General features: G+C 74.4%; 16 protein-coding genes. 7 read left to right on the forward strand and 9 right to left on the reverse strand.

The features are described 5' to 3' along the window. Positions 1 to 14: 14 nt before the first annotated feature. From ACIGNX_RS32315 to eno, 6 genes are all read right to left on the reverse strand, one after another. Entirely contained in the window at positions 15 to 1,637 is a 1,623-nt protein-coding gene (locus ACIGNX_RS32315) for an ABC transporter substrate-binding protein (protein ID WP_396544917.1), read from the reverse strand. Between the two features lie 148 nt (positions 1,638 to 1,785). After that, positions 1,786 to 2,736, reverse strand: coding sequence for an exopolyphosphatase (locus ACIGNX_RS32320; protein ID WP_396544919.1), 951 nt, complete (start codon positions 2,734 to 2,736; stop codon positions 1,786 to 1,788). 96 nt (positions 2,737 to 2,832) lie between these two features. After that, entirely contained in the window at positions 2,833 to 4,149 is a 1,317-nt protein-coding gene (locus tag ACIGNX_RS32325) for a lytic transglycosylase domain-containing protein (protein ID WP_396544921.1), read from the reverse strand. 161 nt (positions 4,150 to 4,310) lie between these two features. Then, positions 4,311 to 4,745: a DUF501 domain-containing protein gene (locus ACIGNX_RS32330; RefSeq protein ID WP_396544989.1), complete on the reverse strand. Its 435-nt coding sequence runs from the start codon at positions 4,743 to 4,745 to the stop codon at positions 4,311 to 4,313. 59 nt (positions 4,746 to 4,804) lie between these two features. Continuing rightward, positions 4,805 to 5,371: a septum formation initiator family protein gene (locus ACIGNX_RS32335; protein WP_396544923.1), complete on the reverse strand. Its 567-nt coding sequence runs from the start codon at positions 5,369 to 5,371 to the stop codon at positions 4,805 to 4,807. Continuing rightward, positions 5,371 to 6,657: a phosphopyruvate hydratase gene (gene eno, locus ACIGNX_RS32340; protein ID WP_141979206.1), complete on the reverse strand. Its 1,287-nt coding sequence runs from the start codon at positions 6,655 to 6,657 to the stop codon at positions 5,371 to 5,373. The genes ACIGNX_RS32335 and eno overlap by 1 nt, the downstream gene beginning before the upstream one ends. Before the next feature lie 109 nt (positions 6,658 to 6,766). Here eno and ACIGNX_RS32345 point away from each other — a divergent pair, with 109 nt between their 5' ends. The 3 genes from ACIGNX_RS32345 to ACIGNX_RS32355 all read left to right on the forward strand — a co-directional run bounded on the left by ACIGNX_RS32345 (position 6,767) and on the right by ACIGNX_RS32355 (position 10,873). Next, positions 6,767 to 7,507, forward strand: coding sequence for an alpha/beta fold hydrolase (locus ACIGNX_RS32345; RefSeq protein WP_396544925.1), 741 nt, complete (start codon positions 6,767 to 6,769; stop codon positions 7,505 to 7,507). Positions 7,508 to 7,574: 67 nt separating this feature from the next. Beyond that, a complete protein-coding gene (locus tag ACIGNX_RS32350) occupies positions 7,575 to 7,952 on the forward strand; it encodes a tetratricopeptide repeat protein (RefSeq protein WP_396544927.1) in 378 nt (125 codons plus the stop codon). 191 nt (positions 7,953 to 8,143) lie between these two features. Beyond that, a complete protein-coding gene (locus tag ACIGNX_RS32355; RefSeq protein WP_396544929.1) occupies positions 8,144 to 10,873 on the forward strand; it encodes a BTAD domain-containing putative transcriptional regulator in 2,730 nt (909 codons plus the stop codon). A 3-nt stretch (positions 10,874 to 10,876) separates the two neighbouring features. On the opposite strand, the gene ACIGNX_RS32360 is transcribed toward ACIGNX_RS32355, so the two are convergent. Further along, positions 10,877 to 11,713 (reverse strand): lytic murein transglycosylase, encoded by an 837-nt coding sequence (locus ACIGNX_RS32360; protein ID WP_396544931.1) that lies wholly within the window; start codon positions 11,711 to 11,713, stop codon positions 10,877 to 10,879. 166 nt (positions 11,714 to 11,879) lie between these two features. Between ACIGNX_RS32360 and efeU the strand changes: the two genes are divergently transcribed. The 4 genes from efeU (at position 11,880) to ACIGNX_RS32380 (ending at position 15,866) form a co-directional block, all read left to right on the forward strand. Then, on the forward strand, positions 11,880 to 12,695 hold the full coding sequence (gene efeU / locus ACIGNX_RS32365; RefSeq protein WP_396544933.1) for an iron uptake transporter permease EfeU: 816 nt from the start codon (positions 11,880 to 11,882) through the stop codon (positions 12,693 to 12,695). A 14-nt stretch (positions 12,696 to 12,709) separates the two neighbouring features. Next, a complete protein-coding gene (efeO, locus tag ACIGNX_RS32370) occupies positions 12,710 to 13,840 on the forward strand; it encodes an iron uptake system protein EfeO (protein WP_396544935.1) in 1,131 nt (376 codons plus the stop codon). Beyond that, positions 13,837 to 15,093 (forward strand): iron uptake transporter deferrochelatase/peroxidase subunit, encoded by a 1,257-nt coding sequence (efeB, locus tag ACIGNX_RS32375; RefSeq protein WP_396544937.1) that lies wholly within the window; start codon positions 13,837 to 13,839, stop codon positions 15,091 to 15,093. Before efeO ends, efeB begins: the two co-directional genes overlap by 4 nt. A 527-nt stretch (positions 15,094 to 15,620) precedes the next feature. Then, positions 15,621 to 15,866: a hypothetical protein gene (locus ACIGNX_RS32380; protein ID WP_396544939.1), complete on the forward strand. Its 246-nt coding sequence runs from the start codon at positions 15,621 to 15,623 to the stop codon at positions 15,864 to 15,866. Positions 15,867 to 15,971: 105 nt separating this feature from the next. Here ACIGNX_RS32380 and ACIGNX_RS32385 read toward each other — a convergent pair whose 3' ends face one another. Then, positions 15,972 to 19,145 (reverse strand): PDZ domain-containing protein, encoded by a 3,174-nt coding sequence (locus tag ACIGNX_RS32385; protein ID WP_396544941.1) that lies wholly within the window; start codon positions 19,143 to 19,145, stop codon positions 15,972 to 15,974. A gap of 114 nt (positions 19,146 to 19,259) precedes the next feature. Beyond that, positions 19,260 to 20,156 carry a MazG family protein gene (locus ACIGNX_RS32390; RefSeq protein ID WP_396544943.1) on the reverse strand — a complete coding sequence of 299 codons (897 nt, stop codon included), beginning with the start codon at positions 20,154 to 20,156 and terminating at the stop codon, positions 19,260 to 19,262. Position 20,157 lies beyond the last annotated feature (1 nt).

The raw sequence follows: 20,157 nt of genomic DNA on the forward strand, positions 1-20,157 counted from the left end.
TGCGACGGCTGGTGCTAGGCCACTTCCACCGAGTAGAGGTCCAGCGTGCGGAACGGGTCGAGGTTGGCCACCTTGAGCCGGTCGGAGCGGCCGGCGACGGTGTTCTGCGTCCACAGCGGGATCGACGGCAGGTCGGGGGCCAGCATCCGCTCGGCCTCCTGGTAGAGCCGGATGGCCTCGTCCTCGCTGGGCGCCCGGTCGGCCTCGGCGAGCTTCGCGTCGAACGCGGGGTTGGAGTACAGGCCGTCGTTGGACGACGCGCCGGTGCGGAAGACCGGGGACAGCCAGTTCTCGATCGACGGGTAGTCGGCGATCCAGCCCGCCCGGTACATGCCGGTCATCTTGTGCGCGTTGACCTTCTGGCGGAACTCGCCGAAGCTGGTCGAGGGCGCGAACCGGACCTGCGCGCCGAGGGTGTTGCGGATGCTGTTCACGACGGCCTCGGCCCACTCCTGGTGGCCGCCGTCGGTGTTGGACAGCAGCACGATCTCGCCGGTGTAGCCGGACCTGGCGTAGGCCTCCTTGGCCTTGTCCGGGTGGTACTGGCAGTACTCGCCGCACTGGCCGGGCCGGTAGCCCTTCGTCAGCGGGTGCACCCAGCCGTCGGCGGGTTTGCGGGTGCCCTCGAAGATGCGCCGGGTGATCTCCTCGCGGTCGATCGCCATGGAGATCGCGCGGCGCAGGTCGGCGTTGTCGTAGGGCGCGAGGTACATCGGGAACGCGATGGTCTGGTTGTTGAGCGTCTCGCGCTGCACCACCCGGTCGCCGAGGTCGGTCTCGTACTGCCTGCCCGCCAGCGCGTTGGGCGGCAGCTCCTCCATGAAGTCGAGGTTGTTGGCGACGAGGTCGGCGTAGGCGGACTCGCGGCTCTGGTAGACCTTGAGCGTCAGGTCCTTGAACTTGGGCTTGTCGTCGCCCCGGTAGTCGTCGTAGCGGGTCAGCTTGATGTCGGAGCCGACGGCGCGGGAGACGTACCGGAACGGGCCGTTGCCGATGGGGTGTGCCTCGAAGGCGGCGCGGTCGGCGAAGAACGCCTCGGGCAGCGGGGAGAAGACCTCGTAGCCGATGGTCACGGGGAACACCGCGAACGGCTCGGACAGCGTGATGGTGAAGGTGCGGTCGTCCACGACCCGCAGGCCGGACATGGTCTGGGCGGTCGGCGCGGGCGGTTCCCCCGGGCCGTCGGGGCCGTCGGGGTCCGGGGGGTTGACGGCGGAGTAGCCCTCGATCTGCGAGAAGAAGCTGGCGCCCTGGGTGGCGTTGGGCGCGTAGGCGGTCCAGTTCCAGGCGTCGACGAAGCTCTTCGCGGTGACCGGCGTGCCGTCGTGGAACAGCCAGCCCTGCTTAAGCGTGACGGTGAAGACCTTGGAGTCGGTCGTGTCGATCGACTCGGCCATGGCGTTGACGGGTTGCGCGTCCTGCGCGCGGTACTCGACCAGGCCGGTGAACAGGGGGTCGAGGACGCGGCTGCCGCCGACCTCGGTGGTGTTGCCGGGGACGAGCGGGTTCTCCGGCTCGGTGTTGAAGATCGTGATGCCGGCGTCGGTGTTCGAGCCGGTCGGGGTGTCGGTCGTTCCGCAGGCCGTGGCCGCGAGCGCGACCGCCACGGCTGCGGGGACTAATCGTGCACGCGACATGGGTCCTCCCACCTGATCGGGTGTGACCGAGCAGAGTCGACCGCTTTCACAGCGTGAGAGTGAACCTAGGGCTCGCGTGACGTGGGCCACCCGGTCGGGCGCGTCACGACCTGGTCACGATCAATCCCAGTTGACAGCAGTGCCGGGGTCAGGCCAGGGAGAACGCGATGCCGTCGAGGATGTCGTGCTCGCTCGCGACCAGCTCGGTGACGCCGTGTGCCTCCAGGTGGTCGGCGAGCGCGCCGACGATCAGCGCGCCGCCGCAGATGACGTCGACGCGGCCGGGGTGCATCGGGCCGAGGGCGGCGCGGGCGTCGTGGTCCATGGCCAGCAGGCGCGAGGTGACCTCGCGGACGCGGTCGAGGCCGAGGCGGGCGAGGTGGATCTCCTCGGGGTCGTACCGCGGCAGGTCCTTGGCCAGGGCGACGAGGGTGGTGACGGTGCCGGCGACGCCGATCCAGGTCTTGGCGCCGGCCGCGGGCACGGCGGCGAACGCCTCGTCGAGGACGTCCCGGGTCACCCGGGCGGCTTCGCGGACCTCGGCTGCGGTGGGCGGGTCGCCGTGCAGGCAGCGCTCGGTGAGCCGGACGCAGCCGATGTCGACCGAGCGGGCGGCCTGGACCTCGCCGCGCACGCCGTCCCACGTGCCGAGGACGAGTTCGGTGGAGCCGCCGCCGATGTCGGAGACGAGGAACGGGCCCTCGTCGGCGTCCAGGTCGGACACCGCGCCGGTGAACGACAGGCGGGCCTCCTCGTCACCGGTGATCACCTCCGCCTCGACGCCGAGCACCTCGCGGGTCATGTCGAAGAAGGCGGCCTTGTTGGCGGCGTCGCGGGTGGCGGAGGTCGCGACCATGCGGACGCGCTCGGTTCCCTTGCGGCGCAAGGTGTTCGCGTAGTCCGCGAGGGCGGCGCGGGTGCGGGCGATCGCGTCGGGGTGCAGTTCGCCGGTGGCGTCCACGCCCTGTCCCAGCCGGACGACCCGCATTTCCCGGTGCACGTCCCGCAGCCAGTGCGCGCCGTCGTCCGAAGTGGTCACGTCGGCGACCAGCAGGCGGATCGAGTTGGTCCCGCAGTCGATCGCGGCCACGCGTGCCATGCCCCGAGTCCTTCCCCGCCGACGAGTGCTGCCCTGGCAGGGTACTTGGGCGCGGTGGGGCGGTCGGACGACCGGTGGGGAGCGGTACCCGGTCGCTCAGGCGGGCTTCATGGAGGACGTCGGCGTCGAGGACGGCCGACCGGGCTCCGAACCGCTGGAGGACGTGCTGCCGGAGGACGTGCCACCGGAGGTGGCGGCCGGCGGCGTCGCGACCGCGGTGCTCGGCTCGGTGGTCGTCGTCGTGGTGGTCGTGGTGGTCGTCGTCGTGGTCGGCGTGGGGCAGCCGGGCGGGACCGGCGTCGTCGTGGTCGGCGCCGTGGTCGTGGTCGACGTGCTCGTCGTGGTGGTCGGCGTGGGGCACGTCGGGGTGGTCGTCGTCGTGCTGGGACGCGTCGGCACGGTCGGCTTGAACGTGATCGTCACGCCGGGCCGGGTCGTGGTGGTGGTGGTGGTCGGCGGTGTCGTCGTCGGCCGGGACGTGCTCGACGACGGCGGCGTGGTGTTGCCGGGGGGAGCGGCGTCGGTGCCGCCCGGCGTCGTCTCCAGGCCCTGCCCGAAGTCCTCGTCCGAGCCGACCAGGTCCGGCAGCACCGGCACGCCGTTGGCGTACACGTCCGCCCAGTACAGCACCGTGGCCACGTACTCGTTGGACTGGTTGTAGCGGAACACCGCGCGGGCCCGCTGCTCCGGGTTCGCCACGTCCGCGCCGTTGGCGCACAGGTAGTTGCCCGCGCCGATGGTCGCGTCGTAGATGTTGTTCGGGTTACGCTGCCCGTCGGCGTTGCCGTCGGCGGCGTAACCGGCCCACGTGGAGGGGATGAACTGCATCGGGCCCACCGCCCGGTCCCACGTCCGGTCGCCGTCGAACCTGCCGCCGTCGGTGTCCCGGATGGCCGCCACGCCGGGCGCGCCGTTGAGCACCGGGCCCAGGATCGGGTCGACCGTCGTGCCGTCCTCGCGGACCCGGCCGCCGCGGGCGTGCCCGGACTCGATGCGGCCGATGCTCGCCAGCAGCGGCCAGTCCAGGTGGCAGCCGGGCGTGGACTGCGCCAGCCGGTCCGCCGCGCGCATGTAGGCGTCGAGCATGACGCCGGGGATGCCGTGCTGGCCCTCGCGCGGGAACCCGCCCTCCAGCGGGGGCAGGTCGTCCTCGAAGCCGGACGGGTCGTCGGCGTCGGCGAGCAGGCCGGCGCTCAGCTCGTCGGTCTCGGGCAGCCGGCCGGTCGCGCCCAGCTTGCCGCGGGCGTCCAGCGACATCGTGCCCAGCACGTCGCCCGGGCCCGGCGGGACCGCCTCGACGTCCGTGCCGCCCGCGAGGTTCACCCAGTCGATCGGGGTGGCCGTGTGCAGCAGGGCGGGCACGAGCATCGCGGCCGTGGCGGTGGCGGCGAAACCCCATTGCCTCGGCGTCATCGTGCCCGGTTGGACCCCGGTCCTCTTCCGCGCCCGACGCTTCGACTTCGGCACAGCTCCGAACTCCCCATCGACTCGTCACCCGGCCTGTGATCCAGCGTGCCTGATCGGAACGGCAGTGTCACGGGCCACGCCTGAGGTTAGTGCCCGCAGAACTGCCCCTACGGCGAGTTTTTCACCGTTGACGCGCAGTCGCCGCTCGGCCACCACTGCGCGAGCAGGTCGAGCGCCTCGTCGCCGAACGGGTTCACCCCCCGGCCCACGGCCAACGAGTGCGCCACGTGCACGTGCAGGCACTTGACGCGCCCCGGCATGCCCCCCGCGGTGACCCGGGTGCCGAGCGGCTCGATCGCGTCCCGCTCGGCCAGGTAGCTCTCGTGCGCCCGCAGGTAGCGCGCCGCCAGGTCCTCGTCCACCGCCAGCCGCTCGGTCATCTCCTTCATCAGCCCGGCCCCCTCGAGCCTGCTGACGTAGGAGTTCAACCGCGGGCACGTCAGGTAGTACAGGGTCGGGAACGGCGTGCCGTCCTCCAGCCGGGGGTTGGTCCGCACCACCGCCGGGTGCCCGCTCGGGCAGCGCGCGGCCACCGCGCGCATGCCGCGCGGCGCGCGCCCCAACTGCTCCGCGACCGCCGCCCGGTCCTCCTCGCTCACCGTCACCGTGCCGCCGCCGAATCCCACAACTGCTCGTACCACGCCTTGTCCTCGGCCGGTTTCGTCTCCGGTCGCTGCTGATCGGGTTCGCGTTCCTCGTCGCCGGGCAGCTGCACGACGTAGGGCGTCTCGCCGGGCCGCACGTAGTGCAGCCTGCGCCGCGCCTCGGCCTCCACGTGCGCCGGGTCGGCCAGCTCCCGCTTGCGCTGCTCCAACTGCCCCACCTCGGCGCGCAGCGTCTCCTGCGAGGCGGTGACCCCGCGCAGCTCCTCGCGCTGCGCCAGGTAGGTGCGCAGCGGCACGGCGATGCTCAGCGCCAGCGCGCACACCACCATCGCCAGCAGCGCGGCCCGCCGCGTGCCCGTCATGCCGAACGCGCCGCCGGTGCCCGCGCCCGCCCTCGTCCGCGCCCTGGACTGCGGCTTGCGCGCCGCGGACCGGGCGCGCGGCGGCGCGGCGGCCCGGCCCGCCCGCCGCTCCGCCTCGCCGTCGCGGGCCGTCGCCCGGGCAGGCCGGGACCTCGGCGCGGCCTCGCGGCCACGCCGGCGGTCCCGTTCCCCCCGTGCCATCAGCTCTCCGGCGTGTACCGCGGGAAGGCCAGGTCACCGGCGTAGCGCGCGGCGTCGCCCAGGGCCTCCTCGATGCGCAGGAGCTGGTTGTACTTCGCGGTGCGCTCGCCGCGGGCGGGCGCACCGGTCTTGATCTGGCCCGCGCCGACCGCCACGGCCAAGTCGGCGATCGTGGTGTCCTCGGTCTCGCCGGACCGGTGCGACATCATCGACTTGTAGCCGTAGGAGGTGGCCAGCGCGACCGCGTCCAGCGTCTCCGACAGCGTGCCGATCTGGTTGACCTTCACCAGCAGCGCGTTGGCCGCCCGGCGGGAGATGCCCTCCTCCAGCCGCTCCGGGTTGGTCACGAACAGGTCGTCGCCGACGATCTGCACGCGCTCGCCCAGCTCGGCGGTCAGCTGCACCCAGCCGTCCCAGTCGTCCTCGGACAGCGGGTCCTCGATCGACACCAGCGGGTAGGCGTTGACCAGCTCGGTGTAGTAGCCGGTCATCTGCTCGGCGCTGCGCTTGGTCTTCTCGAACGTGTAGGCGCCGTCGGAGAAGAACTCGGTGGCGGCCACGTCCAGCGCCAGCGCGATGTCGCGGCCGGGCGTGAAGCCCGCCTTCTCGATCGCGACCAGGATCAGGTCCAGCGCGTCGCGGTTGCTGGACAGCGACGGCGCGAAACCGCCCTCGTCGCCCAGGCCCGTGCCCAGGCCCTTGGACTTCAGCACCGACTTCAGCGCGTGGTAGGTCTCCGCGCCCCAGCGCAGGGCCTCGCGGAAGCTCTCCGCGCCGATCGGCGCGATCATGAACTCCTGGATGTCCACGTCGGTGTCGGCGTGCGCGCCACCGTTGAGGATGTTCAGCATCGGCACCGGCAGCACGTGCGCGTTCGGGCCGCCGACGTACCGGAACAGCTCCAGGCCGCTGGACGCCGCCGCCGCCTTCGCCACCGCGAGCGACACGCCCAGGATGGCGTTCGCGCCCAGGCGGGACTTGTCCGGCGTGCCGTCCAGGTCGACCAGCTTCTGGTCCACCACCCGCTGCTCGACGGCCTCGATGCCGACCAGCTCGGGACCGATCTCGTCGAGCACCGCCGTGACCGCGCGCTCGACGCCCTTGCCCAGGTAGCGCTTGGCGTCGCCGTCCCTCAGCTCGACCGCCTCGTGCTCACCGGTCGACGCGCCGGACGGCACCGCGGCGCGCTCCAGCGTGCCGTCGTCCAACGCCACCTCTACCTCGACGGTCGGGTTGCCTCGCGAGTCCAGGATCTCGCGGGCGCCGACCTGCTCGATGACCGCCACGTGCGCTCCCTCGTCAGACCATTCGTGTATCGATGCCGAGCCTAGTTGGTGCAAGGTGTGGGACGGCCCCGGCTCGCCTGTTGGGGCACCGGCCGGAAGGGGTTCACCGGTGGTTCACGTGGCGCGCGGCGGCGACGGGCCGCTGCTGGTGCTGTTGCACGGGCTCGGCGCGACCGGGTCGGTGTGGCGCGGGGCGGTGGGTTCGTGGCCGGGCGCGTGGGCGGCGGTGGACCTGCCCGGGCACGGCCGGTCGGCTCCGGCGCCGGGCTACTCGTTCGGCTCGCTGGCCGCTTCGGTGGCGGCCGGGCTGGGGTCGGCGGGGTCGGGCCGGGCGGGGTCGGGCCCGGTGGCGGTGCTCGGGCACTCGCTGGGTGGCGTGGTGGCGTTGACGCTGGCCAGCGGGTGGTTCGGGGTCGACGTGCGGGCCGTCGGCGGGCTCGGGGTCAAGCTGCGGTGGACCGCGGAGGAGCTGGCGAGGGCGGCGAGCGCGGCGGCCCGGCCCCCGAGAGTGTTCCCGACCCGGGACGAGGCGGCGGCGTGGGCGGCGCGGCTGGCCGGCGTGCCGCTGGACGACTCCGGCGTGGTCGAGGTCGACGGCGGGTGGCGGGCGGCGCTGGACCCGGCGGCGTTCGGGGTGGGCGCGCCGGACGTGACCGGGCTGCTGGCGGTGGCCAAGGCCCCGGTCGTGCTGGCGACGGGCGAGCACGACCCCCTGTGCCCGCCCGGGCACCTGCTCGCGGCCCGGCCGGACGGGGTGGTGCTGCCGGGGGTGGGTCACAACGCCCACGTGGAGCGGCCCGCCTCGATCGGGCCCGTCCTGGAGCGGCTGTGGGGCGCGCTCACGGCGTGACACGGCGTCCCGTCATCCGGTCGGCTGTCGTCCGGATGACGCAATCGCGGGTAGCGTTGATCGAACCATGACCGACAGCACCTTCGAGGCGTTCCGCCGGGCCGAGGCGCTGCTCGCGGACCGCCGCCCGCTGGAGGCGCTGCGCGAGCTCCGAGTCGTGCTCGAAGCCGCGCCGGACCAGGTGGGCGTGCAACTGCTCGCGGGCCGGGCCTACCTGGGCTCGGCCCAGCTGCACCGCGCGGAGGCGGCGTTCCGGAAGGTGCTGGAGCTGGACCCGAGCGACCACTACGCCCGGTTCGCGCTGGGTCGGACGCTGCAGCGGCAGAGCCGGTTGACCGAGGCGGTGACGCAGCTGCGGATCGCGGCGGCGATGAACCCGTCACCGGAGTACCAGGAGGCGCTGGGCGAGGTCAGCGCCCGGCTGGCGGTCGAGCGGGACCGCTGAGCGCCGGCGTCGCGCCTCCGGCCCGTTCGCGCGGCCGCCGGACCCCCGGTGGGAGGGTGGCGGCTCACCCCCCGGTCGAGCCGCCACCGCCACCAGGATTCGGCATCGCCGGTGGGTGAACGCACCGAAAACGTGGAATCCGCCGGTCATCGCGCTGCCACGCGGGAAGGGCCGGTACGGGGGTGGTTCGGGTGACGGCGGAGTTGCGGGTGCTGGGCGAGGTCGAGCTCCGCGTGCGCGGCGCCCGCGTGGACCTCGGGCACGCGCGGCAGCGGTCCGTGCTGGTGGCGCTGCTCATGGACGCCAACCGGGTGGTCACCGTCGACCGGCTGCTGGACCGGGTCTGGGCGCAACGCCTGCCGCACCGCGCCCGCGACGTCGTCCGCAACTACGTCTCCCGCCTGCGCCGCCCCCTGGCCGAGGCCGGGTTCGCCGTCGAACGCCGCTCCGGCGGGTACGTGCTGCACGTCGACCCGGACGCGGTGGACGTGCACCGGTTCCACCGCCTCGTCGACGAGGCCCGGGCCGCCTCCGACGACGAACGGGCCGCGGCGGCGTTCGAGCGGGCGCTCGGGCTGTGGCGGGGCGAGGCGTTCGCCGGGCTCGACGCGCCGTGGGTGGACGCCGTGCGGCTGGGCCTGGAGCAGGACCGGTTCGCCGCCGAGGCCGACCACCTCGACGTGGAGCTGCGCCGGGGCGGGCACGCGGCGCTCCTGCCGGCGCTCGCCGCGCGGGCCGCGGCGCACCCGCTGGACGAGCGGGTCGCCGCCCAGCACATGCTCGCGCTCTACCGGGCGGGGCGGCAGGCGGACGCGCTGATGGAGTTCGACCGGGTCCGCGCGCGGCTGGCCGAGGAGTTCGGCGCCGACCCCGGCCCGGCGCTGCGGTCGCTGCACCGGCAGATCCTCACCTCGTCCGCCGCCCTCGCCCCGGTCGGGGCGAGACCCGCGCCGGTGCCGCGGCAGCTGCCCGCGCCGCCCACGTCGTTCGCCGGGCGGGGCGTCGAGCTGGCCGCCCTGGACCCCGGCCCGGGCGCGATCTCCACCGTCGGCGGCCCCGGCGGGATCGGGAAGACGTCGCTGGCCGTGAGCTGGGCGTACCGGCACCTCGACCGGTTCCCCGACGGCCAGCTGTTCGTCGACCTGCGCGGGTTCAGCCCGGACGGCAGGCCGATGGACCCCGCCGTCGCGGTGCGCGGGTTCCTCACCGCGCTGGGCGTCGAGCCGAGCCTGGTGCCCGCGGACGCGCACGCGCAGACCGCGCTGTACCGCAGCCTCGTGGCGGACCGGCGGATGCTGGTGGTGCTGGACAACGCCCTGGACGCCGCCCAGGTCGTGCCGCTGCTGCCCGGCGGCGGCACGTGCACGGTGGTCGTGACCAGCCGCACCCGGCTCTCGGGCGTGCTCACCGGGCACGGCGGCCGGCACCTGGCGCTGGACGTGCTGTCCGACGCGGAGGCGCGCGAGCTGCTGACCCGCAGGCTGGGCGCGTCCCAGGCGGCGGCCGAGCCCGAGGCCCTCGCCGAGCTGACCGCCCTGGGCGGCGGGTTCCCGCTGGCGCTGAGCATCATCGCCGGGTGGGCGCACACGTGGCCGGAGCTGTCGTTGTCGGCGCTGGCGGCGGAGTTGCGCGACGGCGCGCTGGAGGGCGACGACCCGACCACCAGCCTGCCCGCCGTGCTGTCCTGGTCGCACCGGGCGCTGACGGCCGAGCAGGCGGCGGTGTTCGGGCTGGTCGGCACCGCTCCGGGGCCGGATCTCGGCCTGGCCGCCGCGGCGAGCCTGACCGGGTTGCCGGTGCCCGGCGCGCGGGCGGCGCTGCGGGCGCTGGAGCAGGTGTCGCTGCTGACGCGCGACCGCGCGGGCCGCTACCGGATGCACGACCTGATCCGCCGCTACGCCGCCGACACCGCGGCCGACCACCTCTCGCCGGACGACCGGGCGGCCGCGCTGCGCCGGCTCGCCGACTCCTACCTGCGCACCGCCCAGGCGGGTGACGTGCTGCTGGAGCCGGGCACGTCGCCGTTCCCGCCCGACCGGCCCGCCGAACGGCCGCTCGCGTCCCGCGCCGAGGCGCTGGCGTGGTTCGAGGCGGAGCACGCGTGCCTGCTGGCCACGCAGCACGCCGCCGCGCGGCGCGGCTGGCACGAGGTCGTGTGGCGGCTGGCGTGGACGCTGAAGACGTTCCACCACTGGCGCGGCCGGCTGCACGACGACCTGGCGTCGTGGCGGGCGGCCCTGGACGCGGCCGACCACCTGGGCGACCCGGCGGCGCGGGCGCTGAGCCACCGGTTCCTCGGCCGGGCGCTGATCAAGGTGCACCGGCACGAGGAGGCGCTGACCCACCTGGAGCGGGCGCGGGCGTTGAGCGAGTCCGTGGGCGACCGGCACAACCTCGCCCTCGCCCACCAGGCGCTGGCGTGGGCCCGGGAGCTCGGGGGTGACGACGAGGGCGCGCTGGGGCACGCCGTGCGCGCGCTGGAGCTGCAGACCGCGTTGGACGACCCGGTGCGCCGGGCGGGGTCGTTGAACAACGTCGGCTGGTACCTGGCGCGGCTGGGCCGGTACGAGGAGGCCCGGTCGCACTGCGAGGCCGCGCTGGCGCTGCAACGCCGGCTGGACCACCGCTACGGCGCGGCGCACACGCTCGACAGCCTCGGCTACATCCACCACCGGCTGGGCGACCACCGGGCCGCCGTGGACCACTACCGGGAGGCGTTGGCGCTGTACCGGGACGTCGGCTACAGCTACGCGGAGGCCGAGACGCTGGACCACCTCGGTGAGGCGCAGGCCGCGCTGGGCCGGCCGGAGGACGCGCGCGAGGCGTGGCGGGAGGCGCTGCGGCTGTTCCGGGCGCAGGAGCGCACCGCCGACGCCGACCGGGTCCGGCGCGCCCTGGAGGACCCGGCCGTGCGGGTCTGACGGTCAGCCGAGGCTGGCGCGGGCGTAGGCGTCGGCGCCGCTGTAGACGTTCTGGCCGTACTCGGTCGAGTTGTTGTAGTCCAGCACGGCGGCCCACCAGCCGGCGCCCGTGCCCAGGTCCCGGCCGCCCGAGCAGAGGTAGCGGGCGGCGGCGAGGGCGGCGTCGTCGATGTTCTGCGGGTCCGGGGCCTGGCCGTCGCCGCTGGCGCGGACCGCGTAGCGCACCCAGGTGGTGGGGATGAACTGCATCGGGCCGACCGCCCGGTCCCACCTCGTGTCGCCGTCGAGCGCGCCGCCGTCGCTGTCGGCGATGGCCTTGACGCCCGGCGAGCCGTCCAGCGGGATGCCGATGATCGGGCGCGACGGCCGGCCGTCCTCGCCCAGGCGCAGGCCGCCGATCGTGCCGTGGTGGGACTCGATGCGGCCGATGCCCGCGAGGGTGGCCCAGGAGATCCGGCAGGACGGGTTCTGCGACCGCATCGCCAGGTCGGCGATCGCGTAGGCGCGCAGCGCGCGGGCCGGGACGTCGGTCTTCTCCGACAGCGCCGCCGCCCACTCGGCCAGCGGGTCGGCGGTGGACGGTCGGGGGTCGCCGGCGGCCGGGACCTCGCCCGCCGAGCCCGGCGCGGCCACGCCCGGCTGGACGGCCTGGAACGGCACGGGGAACGGCGGGTCGGCGGCGGGCCGGGGCGCGGACCGGTTGACCGTGCTCAGGACCCACGCCCCGCCGGCCACGACGGCCAGCAGGAGCAGCACCAGCGCCAGGCGTCCGGCGAGGTTGCCGGCACTGCCGCGCGACGGGGGGCGCGGCTCGGTCTTCGACGGCGGCGGGGCGACCACGATCCCCAGGCTACGTGTCGATCGGCCAAACCACGGCGCAGATCACACGTTGATTCGTCCCGGATGTCGCCTATACCGGATTTGCGCCTTTTGTGCTACTGGACTCCTCAACGAAGCCTTGCCTAAGTTTGACGAGCCTTAGTTAACCCCGGGTGAGGACAACGCCGTGCTCGTCAGCAACGGGCTCATCGGGTTGCGCGAGGGGCTGGAAGCAGCCCTCGTCGTCAGCATCCTGGTGGCCTTCCTGGTCAAGACCGACCGCCGGTCGCGGCTGCCCCACGTCTGGTTGGGCGTCGGCGCCGCCGTCGCGCTGTCGGTGCTGGTCGGGGCGGTCATCACGTTCACCACCGCCACGATGACCTTCGAGCAGCAGGAGGCGTTCGGCGGCGGGATGTCCCTGCTCGCGGTGGCGTTCGTCACCGGGATGATCTTCTGGATGCGGTCCACGGCCCGCACGATCGCCGCCGACCTGCGCGGCAAGCTCGACCGGGCGCTGGACGTCGGCCCGGCGGCCGTCGTCGTGCTGGCGTTCCTCGCCGTGGGGCGCGAGGGCCTGGAGACGGCGGTGTTCTTCTACTCCAGCGTCCAGAGCGCGGGCAGCACCACCCAGCCGCTGATCGGGTTCCTGGTCGGCATCGGCGCGGCGATCGCCCTGGCCTACCTGCTCTACCGGGGCGCGATCCGGTTCGACCTGGGCAAGTTCTTCACCTGGACCGGCGCGCTGCTGGTGTTCGTCGCCGCCGGCGTGCTCGCCTACGGCCTGCACGACCTGCAGGAAGCCGCCATCCTGCCCGGGCTGGACACCCTCGCGTTCGACCTGAGCGACACCGTGCCCGAGGACTCGTGGCTCGGCGCGCTGCTCAAGGGCATCTTCAACTACTCGCAGCGCACCACCGTGCTGCAAGCCGTCGCCTGGACCGCGTACGTCGCGATCGTCCTGCCGCTGTTCCTGATCCGCCCGCGCGTCGCGGCGAAGAGCTGAAACCGGAGTACCCCGTGCCCGTCACCGCCCCCCTCCGCACCGCCGCCGCGGGTTCGCTGCTCCTGCTCGCCGCCGCCTGCGGCTCCCAGGCCGCGCCCGCCGGCGCCGACGGCCCCATCGCCGTCGAGGCCACCGACGACGCCTGCAAGGTCGCCCGCACCAGCGCCGACACCGGCAACGTGACGTTCGAGGTGACCAACAAGGGCACCAAGGTCACCGAGTTCTACCTCTACGCCGAGGGCGACCGGATCCTGGGCGAGGTGGAGAACATCGGGCCGGGCCTGACCCGGCGGCTGATCGTCGAGGTCACCGACGCGGGCAAGCTCCAGACGGCGTGCAAGCCCGGCATGAAGGGCGACGGCATCCGCGGCGAGTTCACCGTCAACGGCGAGGGCAGGAAGTCCACCGACACCGACGCCGCGCTCGCCGAGGCCACCAAGAGCTACCAGCGCTACGTCAACTCCCAGGCCGACAGCCTGCTCACCAAGACCACCGAGTTCGTCGACGCCGTCAAGGCGGGCCGGGTCGAGGACGCCAAGGCCCTCTACCCCGTCGCCCGGACCTACTGGGAGCGCATCGAGCCCGTCGCGGAGAGCTTCGGCGACCTCGACCCCAAGATCGACGGCCGGGAGGACGTCATCGAGGAGGGCGCCGAGTTCACCGGGTTCCACCGGCTGGAGAAGGACCTGTGGCAGGACGGCCTGAAGGCCGACTCCGCCGGCGTCGCCGACCGGCTGCTGACCGACGTGAACGACATCGTCTCGCGGGCCAAGACCGTCGAGCTGACGCCCGTGCAGCTCGCCAACGGCGCGAAGGAGCTGCTGGACGAGGTCGCCACCGGCAAGATCACCGGCGAGGAGGACCGCTACTCGCACACCGACCTGTGGGACTTCCGGTCCAACGTGGACGGTTCGCAGGCGGCCGTCGCGGCGCTGCGGCCGGTGATCCAGGAGCGGGACGCGGCGCTGGTGGCGTCGGTGGACGAGAAGTTCAAGGCGCTGGACGCGCTGCTGGAGACCCACCGCGCGGGTGACGGGTTCAAGCTCTACACCGACCTGTCCGAGGCCGACGTCAAGGCCCTGTCCGCCGCGGTGGACGCGCTCGGCGAGCCGATCAGCAAGGTCGCCGAGGTGGTGTCGCGGTGACCGGTCTCCCGCGTCGCAGGCTCCTCGGGTTCGCCGGGGCGGGTGTCGCGCTGGCCGGGGCCGGCGCGGCGGTGGGTGCGCTGTCCTCGCCGTCGTCCCCGTCGTCGTCGGAGGGGGTGCGGCTGACCGGTGCGGAGGCCGTGCCGTTCCACGGCGAGCACCAGGCGGGCATCGTCACGCCCGCGCAGGACCGGATGCACTTCGTCGCGCTCGACGTCACCACGACCAAGCGCGACGAGCTGGTGTCGCTGCTGAAGGAGTGGACCGAGGCGGCCCGCCGGATGACGTCGGGCCGTGAGGCGGCCGAGGGCGGCGCGGTCGGCGGCAACCCCCAGGCGCCGCCGAAGGACACCGGCGAGGCGCTGGACCTGCCCCCGTCGTCGCTCACGCTGACCATCGGGTTCGGGCCGTCGCTGTTCGACGACCGGTTCGGCCTGGCGCCGCTGAAGCCACCGGGGCTGATCGACCTGCCCCGGTTCCCCGGCGACGACCTCGACCCCCGCCGCACGGGCGGCGACCTGTGCGTCCAGGCGTGCGCGAACGACCCGCAGGTCGCCGTGCACGCCATCCGCAACCTCGTGCGGATCGGGTTCGGGCGGGTCTCGGTGCGGTGGTCGCAGCTCGGGTTCGGCCGCACGTCGTCCACCTCCACGTCCCAGGCGACCCCGCGCAACCTGTTCGGGTTCAAGGACGGCACCAACAACCTCAAGGCCGAGGACGGCGACGCCCTGCGCGAGCACGTCTGGGTCGCGCCCGGCGACGGGCCGGACTGGCTGGTCGGCGGCACCTACCTGGTGGCGCGGCGGATCCGGATGCACGTCGAGGTGTGGGACCGGACGTCGTTGGCCGAGCAGGAGCAGGTCGTGGGCCGGACGAAGGGCGTCGGCGCGCCGCTCGGGCAGGTCGCCGAGTTCGACCCCGTCGACCTGCACGTCAAGGGGAAGGGCGGCGAGCCCGTGATCCCGGGGACCGCGCACGTGCGGCTGGCGTCGGCCGAGCACCTGGGCGGCGTGCGGATCCTGCGGCGCGGCTACAACTTCACCGACGGGTCGGACGGGCTCGGGCACCTCGACGCCGGGTTGTTCTTCATCTGCTTCAACCGGGACACGGGCCGGCAGTTCGTGCCGATGCAGGCGGCGCTGGCGGCCAAGGACAAGATGATGGAGTACCTGGAGCACAACGGCTCCGCCCACTTCGCCGTCCCCCCGGGCGTGCGCGACTCGGGCTTCTGGGGCGACACCCTCTTCACCTGACCGCGAGAGTCCTACCTCCAGCTCCCGTGAGTCGTCCCTCCAGGTCTCGTGAGTCCTACGTTCGCGTCACGAGAGTCCTACGTTCGGAGCCCCTGAGTTCAACGCTCGGGTCGCCGGCCGGCTGCCGCGCCGGGGTGACCGCGTGCCCGAGCGTTGAACTCGGGGGTCCTGGACGTAGGACTCTCGGGCTCTGAACGTAGGACTCTCGCGTCCTGAACGTAGGACTCTCGGGTGCTGGAGGGACGACTCACGGGGCTTGAGGGTTCGACTCACGCGGTGAGGGGGTTGGGCTCTCGGGGGGCGGGGGTGCGGTGGTGGTCGGGTCGGTGGTGGGAGTGGGGGTCGGTGGAGGTGGAGGTGGGGGGTGGGGTAGGCGGGTCGGCAGGGGTGAGGCGTGGGCCGGTGGTGGTGGTTCGGCGCGGTCGTGCGGTGGGGTGCGTGGTGGCGAGGGCGGCCGGGGGACCGTCGTGGAGGGGTAGCGGCCCGGTCGAGGGGCGCGGGACGGTGTCGGCGCGGTGGTGGTGACGGTGCGGGTGGTCGGGGCCGACGACGGCACGGGGACGTCGGGACGGGGTGGCGACGGGACCGGCGGGACGCCGGTGCGCACGCTCACCAACGTCCGGTGCGTCGGCACGGGCGGGTCGGCGGCGACCGGTGACGACTCCGGCCGGCCGAACGCCCACACCAGAGCCGCCACCCCGCCGACCGCCACCAGGGGCAGCACGACGACCGCCGCCGCGCACCCCCGCCCGCTGCGCGGGAACTCACGATGACTCACGAAACCCGAGACCCCCGAATCCGATCCTGCGTTACTCATTGATCGGTTCGGGACCACCCGTGCGCAACCGCCGCGCGATCACACGCCCGGGTGAACTCGGTCAGGCGAGGGGCGGGAGCTGCGGCGGAACGGCCGCCGGGCGCTCCGCCAGCGCCTCCAGCGCCAGCCGCACCGCCGTGTCGAGCTGCGGGTCCCGCCCGGCCACCCGGTCCTGCGGCGTGACGACCACCTCGACGTCCGGGTCCACGCCGTGGTTCTCCACGCCCCAGCCCGGCCCGGCGAACCACGTGGCGTACCGCGGCTGCGTCACCATCGTCCCGTCGACCAGGCTGTACCGCATGTCGATGCCGATCACCCCGCCCCACGTGCGGGTGCCGACGACCGGCCCGATGCCCATCTCCCTGATCGCCACGTTCACGATGTCGCCGTCCGACCCGGCGAACTCGTCCGCGATCGCCACCACGGGCCCGCGCGGCGCGTCACCGGGGTAGCTGTCGGCCGTGGTGTACCCGCGCGCCACGGACCAGCCGATGATCCGCCGCCCCAGCTTCTCCACCACCAGCTCGGACGTGTGCCCGCCGCCGTTCTCCCGCACGTCCAGCACCACGGCCTCGCGCGCCAGCTCCACCCGCAGGTCGCGGTGCAGCTGCGCCCAGCCGGCGCCCATCATGTCCGGCACGTGCAGGTACCCGACGCGCCCGTCGGACAGCGCGCGCACGCGCGCCCGCCGGTCGGCCACCCACGCGTGGTACCGCAACGGCTCGTCGTCCTCCAGCGGCACCACGACGACCCGGCGCGGCTCGCCACCACCGCCCGGCCGCACGGTCAGCTCCACGGGCTTGCCGGCCGTGCCCACCAGCAGCGGCGCGGGCCCGGTCACCGGGTCCACCTGCCGCCCGTCGACCGCCACGATCGCGTCACCGGCCCGCACCGCGACCCCCGGCGCGGCCAGCGGCGACCGCGCCGCCGGGTCCGACGTCTCGCCCGGGATCACCCGCACGACCCGCCACGCCCCCGCCTCGTCCCGCTCCAGGTCCGCCCCGAGCAGCCCCACGGCACGCCCGCGCGGCCCGTGCGCCGGGATGACGTAGGCGTGCGACGTCCCCAGCTCGCCCTGCACCTCCCAGAGCAGGTCGACGAGGTCGTTGTAGCTGCCGAGCCGGTCCACCAGCGGCCGGTAGCGGTCCAGCACGCCCGCCCAGTCCACGCCGCCCATGTCGGTGCGCCAGAAGTGGTCCCGCATCAGCCGGCCCGCCTCGGCGTACGCCTGCCGCCACTCCGCCGCCCGGTCCACCACCACCCGCACCCGCGACAGGTCCACGTCCACCGAGTCGTGGTCGTCGGAGTCGACCTTCCGGTCCGCCAGCACGACCCGCAGGTCGTCGCCGTCCTGCACGACCACCCGCTGCCCGTCGCCGGTGACGGCGAACGCGTCCACGCCGTCGACCAGCGCGTCGGCCCGCCCCTTGGCCAGGTCGAACCGCTCCAGCACGGCCCGCGGCGGCCGGGCCGCCGGGTCGGCCAGGTTGTCGCCGAGCACCCCGCGCACCGGGGAGCGCAGCCACAGCAGCCCGCCCTTGGCCGCGGTCAGCCCGGCGTAGCGGGCGGCGGCGACCGGCACCGTCACCACCCGGTCGGCCAGCCCCTCCAGGTCCACGACGGTGATCGGGTTCTCGCCGTCGGAGTCCTTGTCCTTGTCGGCCGGGTCGTCGCCGACCGGGCGGCCCAGGCGCAGCGGGTCGAACGGCGAGGGCGTGGTCGCGGCCAGCGGCAGCAGGTAGGGGCGGCAGCCGGTCGGGAACGACAGGTCGAACACGTGCGCGTCGTACACCGGGTCGAAGCTGCGCACCGACAGGAACGCCAGGTAGCGGCCGTCCTCGGTGAACGTCGGCGAGAAGTCGGAGAACCGCAGCGGCGTCACGTCGACCACGGACAGGTCGGTCGTGTTGGTCATCCGGATGTGCTGCAGCGGGCGCGGCCCGGGGTGCGACCACGCCAGCCAGTTCGAGTCCGGGGCGAACGCCAGGTCGCTGACGTGCGGGTTCGCGTCCTTGAGCACCTCGCGGACCTCGCCGGACTCGACGTCGACCAGCAGCAGCCGCCCGTCGTGCGTGGCCACGGCGAGCCTGCGCCCGTCCGGGGAGACGACCAGCTCCAGCACCCGCCCGAGCCGGCCGACCGCGACGCGGCGCGGCTCGTTGCCGGGCTCGACGCCGCCGACCGGGGAGAACTCCAGGCCCTCCTCGCCGTCGGCGTCGGTCACCCACACGACGTTGTCGCCGACCACGCGCGGCAGCCTGGCGCGGACGCCGGGCTGCTCGGCCAGCGCGCGCACCGGCCCGTCCCGGTGGGTCACCCAGTGCACGGTGCCGCGGACCTCGACCACGCTCGCGCGGCCGGTCCGGTCGGGGTCGAAGTCGTCGGGCCGGGACGGCACGGGACGCGGCCGCAGCGCCGTGCGCGGTCCGCCGAGCCTGATGTCCAGCCGCCGCGGCTCGGCGCCCGCGAGGTCGTCGAGGACCCACAGCTCGCCGGCGTGCTGCCAGACGACCCGCTCGCCGTCGGTCGACGCCACCCGCGCGTAGAACTCCTGCTCGGTGTGCCGCCGCAGGTCCGAGCCGTCCGGGGCCACCGAGTACAGGCTGCCGACGCCGTCGTGGTCGGACAGGAACGCGATCCGGTCGCCGATCCACATCGGCGAGGTCAGCGACGACGGCAGCTCGGGCAGGATGCGCGCGAACCCGCCGTCGCCCGCCGCGTCGACCCACAGCTTGGCCGCCGCACCGCCGCGGTAGCGCTTCCACCAGGCGGGGTCGCGGCCGTACACCGAGGTCACGACCACCTGCCCGGCCGGGCCGAACGCCACGTCGTCCACCCAGCCGAACGGCAGCCGCCGCGCCGGGCCGCCGTCGGTGGGCACGGCGTGCGCCCACTGGCGGTTGGTGGTCGCCTGGCCGGTGGAGGTGACCGCGACGACGTCCCCGCCGGCCGTCCAGCCGCGCACGCCGGTCGTGTAGTCGCCCCAGTAGGTGAGCCGGGTGGCCTCGCCACCCTCGACCGGCGCGAGGTGGACCTCCGGCGCGCCGTCGCGGCGGCTGGTCCACGCCAGGAGCGTCCCGGTCGGGTCGAAGCGGGGGAAGGACGCGGGCGACTGGTCGGCGGTGACGCGCCAGGCCCGGCCGCCGTCGAGCGGGGCGAGCCACACGTCGTCTTCGGCGACGAAGGTCACCAGGTCGCCGTGCAGGTGGGGGAAGCGGAGGTAGCCCAAGGTCACCTCTTCGACGTTAGCGCCCCGGCCACGCCGACCGGACCGAACCCGGCAGACGACTCCGCCCCACCGAACCCGCGTGCGCCGGCGAAGACCTCGGGTGAGGTCCGGAGCGGCGGCTCAGGACGGCCAGTGGGCGCGCCAGTCCGCCGCGGTCAGCGAGGTGAGGCCCGCTTCCCGCGCCGACCGCTCGGCCGCGCGCACGTCGGCCTCGAACCGGCGGGCCACCGCGCGCAGCTCCGTCTCCGGGTCCTCGCCGGCGAGCTTGGCCAGCGCCGCCACGGCGAACAGCGTCGTGCCGGTGTCGTCGCCCTCCGGCAGCAGGTCCACGGGGAACCCGGCCCGCGCGACGCGCTGCGCGAGCTTGCCGGCCAGCGCCACCGCGGGCTGCCCGGTCGCCACGCCGTCCACGCTGGACCGGCGCTGCTTCTCGACCTGCTTCAGCTCCTCCCACCGGTGCTGCTGCGTGGCCGCGTCGCGCACCGCCGGGTCGTGGGAGAACACGTGCGGGTGCCGGCCGACCAGCTTGGTCACCAGGTCGGAGGCCACCTCGTCGACGCCGAACGGCTCGTCGGCGTCCTCGGCCGCGATCCGGGCGTGGAACAGCACCTGCAGCAGCACGTCGCCGAGTTCCTCGCGCATCGCCGCCCGGTCGCCGTCCTCGATCGCCTCCAGCAGCTCGTAGGTCTCCTCCACGAGGTACTGGCGCAGCGACTCGTGGTCCTGCTCGGCGTCCCACGGGCAGCCGCCGGGCGAGCGCAGCCGGTCCATCACGGCCACCGCGTCCAGCAGCGGCACGGCGGGGGTGCCGACGACGGGCGCGCCCGCGGCGACCAGCTCCCGCGCGGCGGGCTCGTCCGGGTTCGTGGTGATCAGCACGACCGAGGGGCCCGCGACGAACGCGGACGCGGGCTCCGCCGACCAGAGCGCGGGGTCCACCCCCTCCCCCGCGTAGACCGCCGCCGCGCCCCGCAGTGCGGGCAGCGCGGCGGCGGGCAGGACGGGGGTGTGGCCCACG

It is taken from the genome of Actinosynnema sp. NPDC053489 (genome assembly GCF_044544865.1).
GTDB lineage: Bacteria > Actinomycetota > Actinomycetes > Mycobacteriales > Pseudonocardiaceae > Actinosynnema.